General features: G+C 47.3%; 10 protein-coding genes, 1 tRNA gene and 1 pseudogene. 1 reads left to right on the top strand and 11 read right to left on the bottom strand.

The genetic code is table 11. From position 1 onward, the window contains the following. Nucleotides 1-133 precede the first annotated feature (133 nt). The 9 genes and pseudogenes from Q7V32_RS16390 to rlmE all read right to left on the bottom strand — a co-directional run bounded on the left by Q7V32_RS16390 (nucleotide 134) and on the right by rlmE (nucleotide 8617). Nucleotides 134-2365, bottom strand: a complete 2232-nt coding sequence (locus Q7V32_RS16390; RefSeq protein ID WP_304898053.1) for a DNA methyltransferase — start codon at nucleotides 2363-2365, stop codon at nucleotides 134-136. Nucleotides 2366-2428: 63 nt separating this feature from the next. Further along, nucleotides 2429-2566 (bottom strand): annotated as a pseudogene (locus Q7V32_RS20860) (type IIL restriction-modification enzyme MmeI); the annotation flags it as partial. A 55-nt stretch (nucleotides 2567-2621) separates the two neighbouring features. Continuing rightward, on the bottom strand, nucleotides 2622-2816 hold the full coding sequence (locus tag Q7V32_RS20855; RefSeq protein ID WP_370691474.1) for a hypothetical protein: 195 nt from the start codon (nucleotides 2814-2816) through the stop codon (nucleotides 2622-2624). A 248-nt stretch (nucleotides 2817-3064) separates the two neighbouring features. Then, nucleotides 3065-3149, bottom strand: a tRNA-Leu gene (locus tag Q7V32_RS16380). A gap of 27 nt (nucleotides 3150-3176) precedes the next feature. Further along, entirely contained in the window at nucleotides 3177-3545 is a 369-nt protein-coding gene (gene secG, locus Q7V32_RS16375; RefSeq protein WP_304898051.1) for a preprotein translocase subunit SecG, read from the bottom strand. A 5-nt stretch (nucleotides 3546-3550) separates the two neighbouring features. Then, nucleotides 3551-4300 (bottom strand): triose-phosphate isomerase, encoded by a 750-nt coding sequence (gene tpiA / locus Q7V32_RS16370; protein ID WP_304898050.1) that lies wholly within the window; start codon nucleotides 4298-4300, stop codon nucleotides 3551-3553. A gap of 53 nt (nucleotides 4301-4353) precedes the next feature. Next, nucleotides 4354-5697 carry a phosphoglucosamine mutase gene (gene glmM, locus Q7V32_RS16365; protein ID WP_304898049.1) on the bottom strand — a complete coding sequence of 448 codons (1344 nt, stop codon included), beginning with the start codon at nucleotides 5695-5697 and terminating at the stop codon, nucleotides 4354-4356. Nucleotides 5698-5933: 236 nt separating this feature from the next. Then, nucleotides 5934-7853, bottom strand: coding sequence for an ATP-dependent zinc metalloprotease FtsH (gene ftsH, locus Q7V32_RS16360; protein WP_304898048.1), 1920 nt, complete (start codon nucleotides 7851-7853; stop codon nucleotides 5934-5936). A 143-nt stretch (nucleotides 7854-7996) separates the two neighbouring features. Beyond that, complete coding sequence (gene rlmE / locus Q7V32_RS16355) at nucleotides 7997-8617, bottom strand: 23S rRNA (uridine(2552)-2'-O)-methyltransferase RlmE (protein WP_304898047.1); 621 nt, start codon at nucleotides 8615-8617, stop codon at nucleotides 7997-7999. Nucleotides 8618-8663: 46 nt separating this feature from the next. Between rlmE and yhbY the strand changes: the two genes are divergently transcribed. After that, nucleotides 8664-8930, top strand: coding sequence for a ribosome assembly RNA-binding protein YhbY (gene yhbY, locus Q7V32_RS16350; protein ID WP_304898046.1), 267 nt, complete (start codon nucleotides 8664-8666; stop codon nucleotides 8928-8930). A 42-nt stretch (nucleotides 8931-8972) separates the two neighbouring features. Here yhbY and greA read toward each other — a convergent pair whose 3' ends face one another. Further along, nucleotides 8973-9449 (bottom strand): transcription elongation factor GreA, encoded by a 477-nt coding sequence (gene greA / locus Q7V32_RS16345; RefSeq protein ID WP_304898045.1) that lies wholly within the window; start codon nucleotides 9447-9449, stop codon nucleotides 8973-8975. Between the two features lie 362 nt (nucleotides 9450-9811). Next, on the bottom strand, nucleotides 9812-13030 hold the full coding sequence (carB, locus tag Q7V32_RS16340) for a carbamoyl-phosphate synthase large subunit (protein WP_304898044.1): 3219 nt from the start codon (nucleotides 13028-13030) through the stop codon (nucleotides 9812-9814). Nucleotides 13031-13034: the final 4 nt, after the last annotated feature.

The raw sequence follows: 13034 nt of genomic DNA, 5'->3' as shown, positions 1-13034 counted from the left end.
TCGGCGCAAATAGGAATGTTTCTCAATTAGACGCAATCAGCGTGTCTGAGCGTTCGATCTGAAGGCAAAATTCCCGGAAAATCGTCATCAAAGCAACGGCGAAATTATAAAAAATTGAGTTTTCTTTCAGACACTAATTAGATTTTTTACGGCTCGGCTTTGTTTTCCCTTCGTCGATTAATTCCTGGTATCGCTCAAACAGGAAGGCCACCCGATCACTATCACCGGAAAACTTTTTCTTGGAGTAAGCCGCGTCAACGACTGAATCAAGTTTGTGGTGTGCCTTGACCAATTCCGGGGGCATGGTCAACGGGTTGTAAAGGTCAGCAAGGGACGAGTTGGGATATTTAGCGCGGGCATCAAGGACGGCCTGCGCGGCCTCCTCGATGCTGAGCTTTTGCTTCTCGGTCGCGTTTTCCGGCCAGGGGAAATTGTTGTAAACGATGGTGTTTGAATAACTGTAATCGCTTTTAAGGCGACCGCAAACGCTCCGCATCCAAGCGTTGTGAAGGGTACTGTTTAAAATGCCAAAATTGTAGAGGCTTTCATCCGATATGATGAAAATTTTATCACCACACACCACTTCAGCATCAAGGTAACCAATCGGAATAAAGCGGCGACGCTCTGAAGAAACTTTTGGAATTGCTAAGTAACGCGGTGAAGTCGGTTGTCGTATTTCTCCAAACAAATAAGGAGTTTCCGCCTGCTTTTGGGTCGGTAACTTGGGGCTAGCTAAACGCATGGTTTTTACAGCTTCCACTCGGTGCATTATATGCGGCAGGGTTCGTAACTCGTGAGGTGAAATGCCATTTAACCACAAACACCAGCGAGAAATGGAATTGATAAACTCATCACCCATCAAGAAAGGCCGTATCCAGTGTGCCGCTTGCGGCTCAACTTGTAACAAGGCCGCTTTTTCAGCATCGTTTAACAGCAAGTTGCCGCCATCGGTAGGTTTACCACCATTTGCCATTTCCGGCACACCTTCACACAATGGTTTGCGGCGTTTTTCGAGTAATACGCTAGGCGCATCCACCAAATACGGGTTGATATTCTTAGCTTTGACCTCGTGGGCTTCAGCTTGCGAGGTTTCATAGTCAAAAATCCGCTTGTCCGCCGCATCATGCAGGGCAAAGCCGATGATGACGCAATGCACGGCAGCCTTGCCCCGCGCTTCACTCGACCATTGAAACGTGCGGTGTGCAAAATGGATTTTCACCCCGCGCCGCAGCAAGTCCGACCACAACACACTGACCTGTTCTCCTTGGGTGATGGAATTGGTAGAGACAAACGCGGCTTTTATGGTTGGATTATCGGCCATATAGTCCGCCGTCTTGCGATACCACGCAGCGACAAAATCTAGTACTCCCGTGCTCTTAACGTCATGGAAAACCCGCGCACAATCATTTTTTTGTTCCTTGCTCTGGTAGCTGTAACCCACAAACGGCGGATTACCAAGAATATAAGTTAGCTCGGAGGGTTTCACCACGTCCCGCCAGTCTACTTGTAAAGCGTTGCCGTGCATGATAGTTGCCGATTTTTTGAGCGGCAAACGAACAAAGTAACTGCCGAACTCTTCCGAGACGAGCATATTCATTTGATGATCCATCAGCCAAAGCGCGGTTTGCGCAATTTGTGCCGGGAACTCTTCAATCTCGATTCCGTAAAACTGGTCAACGTCACACAGGATATTAAACTCGCCGACGTCAAGTGAAAGCGACTGAGACTGGCCATAGAGAACGCGCAAAATCTCCAGCTCCAGTAAGCGTAATTCACGGTAAGCAATCACAAGGAAGTTGCCGCAACCACAAGCCGGGTCGAAAAACTTGAGCTTGGCGAGGCGCTGGTGAAACTCATAAAGTTTTTTAGCGCTAGTCTTGACCCGTTCAAACTCTGCCCGCAATTCGTCCAGAAACAGGGGGCGAATGAGCTTGAGAATGTTTTGCTCGCCGGTGTAATGCGCTCCCAAATCACGGCGCTGTTTTTTATCCATGACGGATTGAAACAGCGCTCCGAATATGGCGGGAGAAATCAGGCTCCAATCGAGGGCGCAAGCTTCCAACAGCATGTCCCGCATCTCCCGGCCAAAGGAAGCCGTGCTGAGCCGTTCAGCGTAAAGGTTGCCGTTGGCATAGGGGAAGGCAGCTAGCTGTTCATCCAGCGATTTAAGCCGCTTATCGCGGGGTGTGTTCAGCACCTCAAATAGATTCGCCAACCATTGAGCAAGGTCGCGGCCGTCTTCTGCCGTAATTTGTTCGATGAGTTCTTGAAACTGGCTACGTTCAAATATGCTGGTGTCTTCCGCGAACAGGCAGAACAGCAACCGTACCAGATACACCTCCAACTCGTGACCTTCATAGCCCACGGTCTTAAGCTTGTCATGCAGTCGCCCCATGCGCTCAGCAGCTTTGATATTAACCGCTTCCTGTTCCTTGAAAGAGGTAGTTTGATACCCGGCGATGAAGCCAAACAGCCGGATGTTTTTGTAAAACTCTTTCAGGGTGAAGTCGTGTTGCTGGTCTTCCTCAAGGTCATAGAGTCGGAACCGCTCGAAGTCGGAAACCAGAATATATCGGGGCGTATCTCTATCCTTGAGGCCGGGAAAATAGTCCTTTGCTTGGTTAATAAGTCCTTGCCGCGTGATTTATGCTCAACAAGTAAAATCCCTTTCCACAGCAAATCAATGTAACCGTCCCGGCCATCGAGTTTTTTACGCGTTTTTCAAAGGTGACAACCCGCTTACGGGGAACGCCGAACACATTAAAAAAGGCATCTAAAAATGATTTTGCCTCGGCATCTTCCGAAGATTCATCTATCCATTCACGGGAGAATTTTAGAGCGCGGTCTTTGATTTCGTTTCAGGATAAAGCCATGGGTGTCTCTAGGATTTGCGGTTTGGATGTTCAGGTAAATATGGGGCCAGCATCAGCCTAATGGGCTAGTTGCCTTTCTATTGCATCAGGGCGCCATCCCTGTTCGTTTTCTATGGACAATAAAAAACCCGCTAAGCCTTTCAACTTGCGGGTTTCTGTACTTCTTTGGGCTTGTTAAAAAAACCCCTGATTGGTGCCGATGGCCGGACTTGAACCGGCACGACTTGCGTCACCACCCCCTCAAGATGGCGTGTCTACCAATTTCACCACATCGGCTTGAATTCAGTTTAGCGGATTACCAGCTTATTGAGAGGCCGGTACATCTAATTGATTTTGTTCAGCCGGAACAGGAACCGGAGTATCAGTTGCTGATTTAGGCCCTAGATTTGGTACTTCGGATATTTCTGCTTCGGGCATGTCCAACAGATCTTTTACTTCAGTTGTCTTACCGCTTAAAACAGCAAGTCCTAAACTGGTGATAAAGAATAATGACGCCAAGATCGCTGTCGTTCTTGATAAGAAGGAAGCGGCTCCCTGAGCTCCGAAAATAGTGCCTGATGCGCCGCTACCAAAAGCAGCACCTGCGTCCGCACCTTTCCCTTGTTGCATTAAAACCAAGCCTATAACACCCAGGCCCAGTAATACATGAATAACGATTATAGCTTGATACATAACGATTAATTAGCCGCTTGATAAATCTTTAAGAAACCTTCAGCATCCAAAGAAGCTCCGCCAATTAAACCACCATCAATATCAGCCATAGCGAACAAACCTTTGGCATTATCAGCTTTTACGCTGCCACCGTACAATATTTGCAAGTTGCTGGCTATTTCAGGGTTTTGTTTGGCAAAGCGTTCACGAATGTATTTGTGAACTTCTTGTGCTTGCTCATCGGATGCCGTTTTGCCGGTACCGATCGCCCAGACGGGTTCATAAGCAATTACAGCACTTTTAAATGCTTCAATGCCGGCTGCCGCCAGAACTGCATCCAGTTGTTCGTCAATCACGCTGAACGTCTGATCATTTTCACGTTGTTCAAGCGTTTCACCGACACATAAAATCGGCAGGATGTCTTGTTTTTGAGCCTGGCAAAAACGCGCAGCCACTGATTCGTTGGAATCGCCATAGTAAGATCTGCGTTCAGAATGGCCGACGATTGCATAGGTGCAATCAAATTCCTTAAGCATGGCTGCCGAAATTTCGCCGGTATAAGCGCCTGATGTCTGGTCTGCCACGTTTTGTGAACCCAGCTGAAGATGAGTTCCCTTAAGCGCGTTTGCAGCGTCAGATAAATAAACATAGGGTACACAAACCGCGATATCCGCTCCTGTTTGAGTTAATCCTGAAATTATGGATTTACATAATGACGCGGTCATTTCTTTAGAACCGTTCATTTTCCAATTTCCAACTACTAGTTTACGACGCATTTTCCTCTCCGGCGAAAATAAGCTGGGTATCATATATGCATAACTTTACTAATTCAAGCACCGATTGCGTTCCTAACTTGATCAGCCAGATACTGTGCCAATTCATTGACCAGCGTTTCATTGCTGCCTTCCACCATCACTCTAATCAAAGGTTCAGTCCCCGATGATCTCAGCAATACACGACCGGTATTACCTAATTTCTTCTCAGCGTCCTTGACTGATTTCTGCAAGCCTTCGTGGGTATCAGGATTAATTTTTTCAGCGGTTTTGACATTGATCAATACTTGAGGGTATTTCTGCATGCCTGATTTCAGCTCGTGTAATGATTTTCCGGTAACATGAATTTCAGCCAGCACTTGAAGCGCTGCAACAATCCCGTCGCCTGTCGTCGTCCTGTCCAGACAGATAATATGCCCGGAATTTTCACCGCCCAAAATACCTTGCTTATTCGTCATCATTTCCAAGACATAACGATCTCCGACATTAGCACGAAACAAGGGCACACTGAGGTCTTTCAATGCGTGCTCCATTCCCAGATTTGTCATTAAAGTCCCAATCACGGGCCCTGTTAAATGTCCGCTTTTGAGCCTTGACTTAGCAATGATATAGATCAATTCGTCACCGTCAACGATCTCGCCTTTATGATCAACCATGATCAAACGATCGCCATCGCCATCCAGCGCTATACCTAAATCGGCACGGTAGGCCTGAACGGCCGCCACGAGTTTATCCGGCTTGGTTGCGCCGCATTCTTCGTTGATATTCAAGCCATCAGGATCGACACCGATTGAAACAACTTCCGCACCGACTTCGCTGAACACATGCGGGGCTATATGATAAGTCGCTCCGTTTGCGCAATCCACGACAATTCTCATGCCATTAAAATCCATAGACGTGGGTATGGTGCCTTTACAAAACTCGATATAACGGCCGGCAGCATCGTCCACTCTTTTAGCTTTGCCTAGTTCCGATGACTCCACTGTAGTCATCGGGGAATCTATATAACCTTCTATTTTTTTCTCTATTTCGTCGGGCAACTTGGTGCCTTGAACAGAAAAAAACTTGATGCCGTTATCGTAGTAAGGATTATGCGAAGCACTGATTACAATACCCGCCTGAGCCCTTAAAGTTCGGGTCAAATAGGCAATACCCGGCGTGGGCATGGGGCCCAATAACCGAGTATCGACTCCGGCGGCGGTCAGGCCTGCTTCAAGCGCTGATTCAAACATGTATCCGGAAATGCGGGTATCTTTGCCGACCAGCACAAAGCCATGACCTTCGTTCGCAAATACGCGTCCTGCCGCCCAGCCCAGCTTGAGCATGAAATCTGCTGTAATTGGCGGCACACCCACTTTGCCCCTAATTCCATCGGTTCCAAAATATTTTTTTTCCTTCATCGTTCAAGCCTATTCTGAAATAAATTATCTTTAAAAAATCGCAACCCGACAAACCTTGATCCTGAAAGACACAACTGCGCTTTAGCTAGGCATTTTGAACAGGTTTACACTGAGGAAATTGTAGTATCGAGAGGCGTATAAAACAAAAAAGGAGCCGTGAAAATAATCACCGCTCCTTTGTTTGATCAAGCTTTTTTCAATGACAGCTATTTAATTAACTGCAACAAACTGCCTTTTTAGTGGCTTCCTTCGGCTGGATCGCCGACTGAATCAGCGGGTTTATCAGTCGAGGAACTTTGGCTTTCTTTCCCATCCTTGTCCAGATGACCCCAGTCGCCCCAGCCTTTGGGCGGACCCACAGGTTTGCGCTGCATCAAATCATCTATCTGATACTTATCAATGGTTTCATATTTAATTAATGCTTCGGCCATTGAATGAAGAATGTCGATATTCTCTTTCAGAATTTCTTCAGCTCTCGCATAGTTCTTGTCGATAATAGACCTGATTTCCTCATCAATCGTATGCGACGTTTCCTCGGACACTGACTTATGACGCGTCACGGACCGGCCAAGAAAAACCTCACCTTCCTCTTCACTGTAGGCCAAAGGCCCCAAGCGCTGGGATAATCCCCACTTGGTAACCATGTTTCTTGCCAGTTCTGTGGCTCTTTCGATATCGTTGGATGCGCCGGTACTGACTTGCTCCCAGCCAAAAATCATATCCTCGGCAATACGGCCGCCAAAAAGACTGGAAATCATACTGTCCAGCTTACATTTACTGGCGCTGTATTGATCGGCTTCAGGCAAGAACATGGTCACACCCAAAGCGCGACCTCTCGGCATGATACTGACTTTATAAACAGGATCATGTTCAGGAACAGTCTTTCCAACTATCGCGTGACCTGCTTCATGATAAGCCGTCATACGTTTTTCTTTTTCACTCATCACCATGGAGCGGCGTTCTGCACCCATGATCAACTTATCTTTTGCGCTTTCAAGGTCGCCCATGCTGACCGTATTTTTATTGGTCCTGGCGGCAAATAATGCGGCCTCATTCACCAGATTGGCCAAATCGGCCCCTGAAAAACCGGGCGTGCCCTGAGCAATATATCTGACTTTAACATCGTCTGACGCAGGCACTTTCTTCATGTGCACGTTCAGTATCTGCTCTCTGCCTTTCACATCCGGCAGCCCCACAGTCACCTGACGATCAAATCGGCCTGGACGGAGCAAAGCTTTGTCCAAAACGTCCGGACGATTGGTTGCGGCAATGACAATAATTCCTTCATTACCTTCGAAGCCGTCCATTTCAACGAGCAGTTGATTCAAGGTTTGCTCACGTTCATCATGTCCACCACCCAAGCCGGCACCACGCTGCCTGCCAACGGCATCGATTTCATCGATAAATATGATGCATGGCGCATGTTTCTTAGCCTGCTCAAACATATCCCGAACGCGCGAAGCGCCGACACCGACAAACATTTCTACAAAATCGGAACCGGAAATACTGAAAAAAGGCACTTTTGCCTCACCGGCAATCGCTCTGGCAAGCAAGGTCTTTCCAGTTCCCGGAGGTCCGACCATCAGTGCGCCGCGTGGAATTTTGCCGCCCAGTTTCTGATATTTGGCCGGATCTTTGAGGAAGTCGACCATTTCTTTGACTTCTTCCTTGGCTTCATCGCACCCGGCAACATCGGCAAAGGTGACTTTAATCTGATTTTCCTCAAGCATTTTCGCTTTGCTTTTGCCAAAAGAAAGCGCACCTTTACCTCCGGCTCCGCCTCCCTGCATCTGGCGCATGAAAAACACCCAAACACCGATCAGCAGCAAAATCGGGCCGAATGACACCAATAACTGCATCAGGAAAGAGGGTTGCTCAGGCGGAACGGCTTTAACCTCAACACCGTTTTCCAGAAGATCATCAACCATGTGGGGATCATTGGGGGCGTAAGATCTAAATTGTTCACCGCTTTGCATTTTGCCTTTGATGACACGGTCATCAATGATAACGTGCTGGACCTGCCCTGATTTTACAGCTTGTATAAACTGTGTGTAAGACAGCGAGGCGTCGCCTTTAGCTCCTTGTGGCGCGAAGTTATTGAAAACTGACATCAGCACTACAGCGATGACAACCCACAAAATTACATTTTTAAGCATATCGTTCAAACTTTTCGCCCCTGACCGGAACGGTCCTCTTTTGTATTAATCGTTGGCATTATAACAGGAATAGTCATTCCCGGCCCTCGTTATTGGTTGACAATCTTATTATTTTGACTCTAGACATGATATGGTTCTGTATTTCATTTTTTAAACCCTTTAGCCAAAATATAAACTTCATTACTGCGAGGCCGCGAGGCTTTTGGCTTTCTGACCACTACCTTTGAGAAAGAACTGCTCACATCACGATAGAACTCATCAAAGCCCTCACCCTGAAAAACCTTGACTAAAAAACCGCCTCCGGGCATTAACACTGTCCGGGCTGTATCTAATGCCAATTCACACAAATAAATTGCGCGGGGCAAGTCAACGCCTTTATTACCGCTCATATTCGGCGCCATATCGGATAGGACCACACTAACAGGAGCACCTTCCAGCACTTCGTGCAACTGGTCAAGAACAGCCTCTTCGCGAAAATCACCTTGAATAAACGAAACACCTTCGAGCGGCGTCATGGGCAAAATATCTAAAGCCACAATTTTATTTTTCTTGCCAAGAATCTGCCTGGCATATTGAGACCATCCGCCTGGAGCAGCGCCCAAGTCAATGACATTCATCCCAGGCTTGATCAGTTGATCCTTCTCCTGAATTTCAATAAGCTTGAACACTGCTCTGGAGCGCCATCCTTGCTGTTGAGCCAGTTTGACATATTCATCATGAAAATGTTCCTGTAACCACTGATTGCTGCTTTTGCTTCGTGCCATTGTTGAATTCGTGTATTATTTCGCCTTTTTTACGAAGGAATTAAGAGTGATCGCAGCCGACAAAAAGAAGCTAAAGGCTCAAGCCCACAGCTTGAAACCTGTCATTATGATAGGTCAATCCGGATTAACAGAAGCTGTCCTGGCTGAAATCGAACTCGCTTTAGACAGTCATGAACTCATCAAAGTCAAGATTCGCGCCGAACGCGAAGAGCGCGTTCGTATTCAGGAATCCATCTGCACTAGAACCGGCGCGAACTTTATTCAAAGTATCGGGCAGATTTTGGTCATTTATCGTTTAAATCCCAAAAAATAAGTCTTTGCGAGGGAATCACATTCCCTCGCCTGTCACATCTGACTAGATATACTGAATGGAGATGACTTCGTACTCAACATCCCCGCCTGGTGCTTTGACGATGACCGTATCACCGGCTTCTTTGCCTATCATGGCTCTCGCAATGGGCGAGCCGATTGAAATGCGCCCTGCTTTTATATCGGCCTCATCTTCACCGACAATCTGATAAACCACTGTTTTACCGGTATCGGCATCTTCAATCTCGACAGTTGCACCAAAAACAACTTTGCCATTCGCATCCAACTTGGTCACATCAATGATTTGCGCATTTGAAAGCTTGGATTCAATTTCTGCAATCCGGCCTTCTGCAAAACTTTGCTGCTCTCTGGCCGCATGGTATTCGGCATTTTCCTTTAAGTCACCATGAGCCCTGGCATCCGAAATTGCAGCAATGATTCTTGGTCTTACAACCGATTTCAATTCCTCTAATTCAGCACGCAGTTTTTCTGCTCCGACAATAGTCAGTGGTACTTTATTCATTTATAAACAACTCCAGTCAATTTCGTTCCGATTTTATTTTTTGCTTTAAACCGGAATTATCATTTTAGAAACACACAACAAATAACCCAGCAATTCCCAGTTCGATATTTTTCAGCGTCATGTTGGGCAGGGAAAAGACTTTCGAGGAAAGCAAACCCTTCCATGGAGGCTTGACAACTGCATCCCTGCTGCCGGCATCCTCAAAAAGCTTCCTCCCGACCCTTTTTTTCTTCAAATTGAGAATTGCTCAAATAACCTGAAAATCAAACCGCCTTTCACAATGAAAACCAATAAAAGGCAAAGCTATCAGATGCCTGATCCTAACTTATCGATCATCTTCAGCAATAATGCAAAGACGCGCTTTATTCAAAAGTCTTATGTAAATCCTTAAGACAGGAAACACTCCCGGCACTCAATTCACCCAAGGCACAACACGCCGCTTTCGCACCGGCCATTGTCGTATAATAAGCGACACGGTGCTGCAAGGCTTCACGCCGCATGGTGAATGAATCGTTAATGGCTTTTTTGCCTTCGGTGGTATTAACAATCAATTGAATCTGATCGTTTTTTATCATGTCAACCGTATTGGGCCGTCCCTCGTTGACCTTAAAAACCTCTTCACAAGGTATTCCCGCTTCCTTGATGACTCTGGCCGTACCCCGGGTCGCAACAATCTCATAATTTTTTGCCACTAACAATCGGGCAATTTCCGGCAATTTAGGCTTGTCTGCATCGCGAATACTGATTAACACCTTACCGCTTAGATTCAGATCCACTCCGGCTGCCCTTTGCGATTTTGCAAAGGCTTCACCAAAAGTTTTTCCGACTCCCATGACTTCGCCGGTGGACTTCATTTCAGGTCCCAGCAAAGGATCAACACCGGGAAATTTAACGAAGGGAAAGACAGCTTCTTTGACAGAGAAATAGCTGGGGATACGTTCTTCAGTGACGCCCTGCTCTGTCAGACTTTTGCCGGCCATGCAGCGCGCTGCAATTTTCGCCAGCGGGTAACCCGTCGCCTTGGATACGAAAGGCGCTGTTCTGGAGGCTCTAGGGTTAACCTCCAGCACGTAAACATCGGTACCCTGAATGGCGAACTGAGTATTCATCAGGCCAATAACACCCAAGGCTTCCGCCATTTTTTCAACCTGTTCGCGCAACTGATCCTGTAACTCCGGGGCCAGATCGAAGGGTGGAAGTGAACACGCCGAATCACCGGAATGCACACCGGCTTGCTCGATATGCTCCATTAAGCCGCCGATCAAAATGCGCTCTCCGTCATAAATCGCATCGACATCCATTTCCACCGCATCATCAAGAAAGCGATCCAGCAAAACAGGCGAGTCATTGGATACACTGACCGCCTCTTTCATGTAACGCTGCAAACCTTCTTCGTTAAATACGATTTCCATGGCTCGCCCGCCCAAGACATAAGAAGGCCGGACCACCAAGGGATACCCCAATTCACGAGCTGAATTGATGGCTTGTTCTACCGAACGCGCCGTTGCATTCGGAGGCTGGCGCAAACCCAATCGCTCCAGTAACTTTTGGAAGCGCTCTCTGTCTTCAGCCAGATCGATGGAGTCGGGCGACGTGCCTATTATCGGCGCGCCGGCAGCTTCAAGTGCGCGAGCCAGCTTTAATGGCGTCTGCCCGCCGAATTGAACAATAACACCTTTCGGTTTTTCCAGATGGATGATTTCCAGCACATCCTCCAAGGTCAAAGACTCAAAATACAAGCGATCTGACGTATCAAAATCGGTAGAAACGGTTTCAGGATTACAATTGATCATGATTGTTTCGTAACCGTCTTCACGCAATGCCAACGCAGCATGGACACAGCAATAATCAAATTCAATACCCTGACCGATCCGGTTTGGCCCGCCACCGAGAATAATTATTTTCTCTTTGTCTGTAACACGCGCCTCACATTCTTCCTCGTATGTCGAATACAGGTAGGCCGTATCGGATGAAAACTCGGCCGCGCACGAATCGATTCGCTTATAAACCGGACGGATGTTTTTTTTGTGCCTCACGTTGCGCACTTCCGACTCGGTGGCACCCAATAATTTTGCAATTCTGGCATCTGAAAATCCTTTTCTTTTTAGCTTGTACAATTCACCGTCATCCATGGTTGCCAGCGTTTTGGCCGATAAAGATTTTTCAGCAATGACCAAATCCTCAACTTGCGCGAGAAACCAGGGGTCAATTTTGCACGCTGAAAAAATCTCTTCCAGCGTCATACCCTTTCTAAATGCATCGGCTAGATACCATAACCGATGCGCGCCTGGATGCCTGAGTTCGCGCTGAATTTTTTCCAATGCATCGTCAGCATTTAAATCGACGATTTCATCCAGACCGGTTTTGTCGACTTCAAGACCTCGAATAGCTTTCTGTAAAGACTCCTGAAAAGTCCGGCCAATGGCCATGACCTCACCTACCGACTTCATTTGAGTGGTCAGACGGTCATCGGCATCGGGGAATTTTTCAAACGTAAATCGAGGTATTTTGGTAACAACATAATCAATGGACGGCTCGAATGACGCCGGTGTTGCGCCACCTGTGATTTCATTTTTCAATTCGTCCAGCGTATAGCCAACCGCCAATTTGGCAGCGACTTTGGCAATCGGAAAACCGGTTGCTTTTGAGGCCAGCGCCGATGAACGCGATACTCGTGGATTCATTTCGATGATCACCATGCGCCCGTCTTCAGGATTAATAGCAACCTGAACATTGGAACCGCCGGTGTCGACACCTATCTCCCGCAGCACTGCAAGCGAGACATTCCGCAAAATCTGATATTCCTTATCGGTTAAAGTCTGGGCCGGTGCAACCGTAATAGAATCGCCGGTATGAACCCCCATAGGGTCAAAGTTTTCAATAGAACAGACAATGATGCAGTTATCCTTGGAATCGCGCACCACTTCCATCTCGAACTCTTTCCAGCCCAACACCGATTCTTCGATCAGCAATTCGTTTGTAGGCGACAGATAAAGTCCCCGTTCGCAAATTTCCAGGAACTCTTCCTTGTTATAGGCAATCCCTCCGCCGCTGCCGCCCATGGTAAAAGAAGGCCTGATAACCGTCGGATAACCCACTTCCAACTGAGCAGCCAAAGCTTCTTCCAAACTGTGTGCGGTTTTAGATTTCGCCACTTCAAGCCCGATACGGCCCATCGCCTGATTGAATAACTCACGATCTTCTGCCATGTTGATAGCTTCTTTCGTAGCCCCAATCATTTCGACACCGTATTTTTCCAGAACACCGTGCTTATCCAGTGCCAGCGCGCAATTTAATGCGGTCTGACCGCCCATGGTCGGCAATACGGCATCCGGACGCTCTTTTTCTATGATTTTCTCCACCGTTTGCCAGTCGATAGGCTCAATGTAAGTGACATCGGCCATATCCGGGTCGGTCATGATGGTTGCCGGATTGGAATTGACCAAGATGACCCGGTACCCTTCTTCTCGAAGCGCTTTACACGCTTGTGTGCCGGAATAATCAAACTCACACGCCTGTCCGATAACAATGGGACCCGCGCCTAGTAATAAAATCGATTTAATGTCAGTTCTTTTTGGCATTGTT

Source organism: Methylicorpusculum sp., from assembly GCF_030651835.1.
In the GTDB taxonomy this organism is placed as follows: domain Bacteria; phylum Pseudomonadota; class Gammaproteobacteria; order Methylococcales; family Methylomonadaceae; genus Methylicorpusculum.
Note: the sequence above shows the minus strand (reverse complement) of the source record. Positions and strands in the feature narration are given on the sequence as shown.

Coding starts and splice junctions, on each gene's coding strand:
- ftsH (WP_304898048.1), bottom strand. CDS start 7,853: ATGCTTAAAAATGTAATTTTGTGGGTTGTCATCGCTGTAGTGCTGATG.
- carB (WP_304898044.1), bottom strand. CDS start 13,030: ATGCCAAAAAGAACTGACATTAAATCGATTTTATTACTAGGCGCGGGT.
- greA (WP_304898045.1), bottom strand. CDS start 9,449: ATGAATAAAGTACCACTGACTATTGTCGGAGCAGAAAAACTGCGTGCT.
- glmM (WP_304898049.1), bottom strand. CDS start 5,697: ATGAAGGAAAAAAAATATTTTGGAACCGATGGAATTAGGGGCAAAGTG.
- rlmE (WP_304898047.1), bottom strand. CDS start 8,617: ATGGCACGAAGCAAAAGCAGCAATCAGTGGTTACAGGAACATTTTCAT.
- secG (WP_304898051.1), bottom strand. CDS start 3,545: ATGTATCAAGCTATAATCGTTATTCATGTATTACTGGGCCTGGGTGTT.
- tpiA (WP_304898050.1), bottom strand. CDS start 4,300: ATGCGTCGTAAACTAGTAGTTGGAAATTGGAAAATGAACGGTTCTAAA.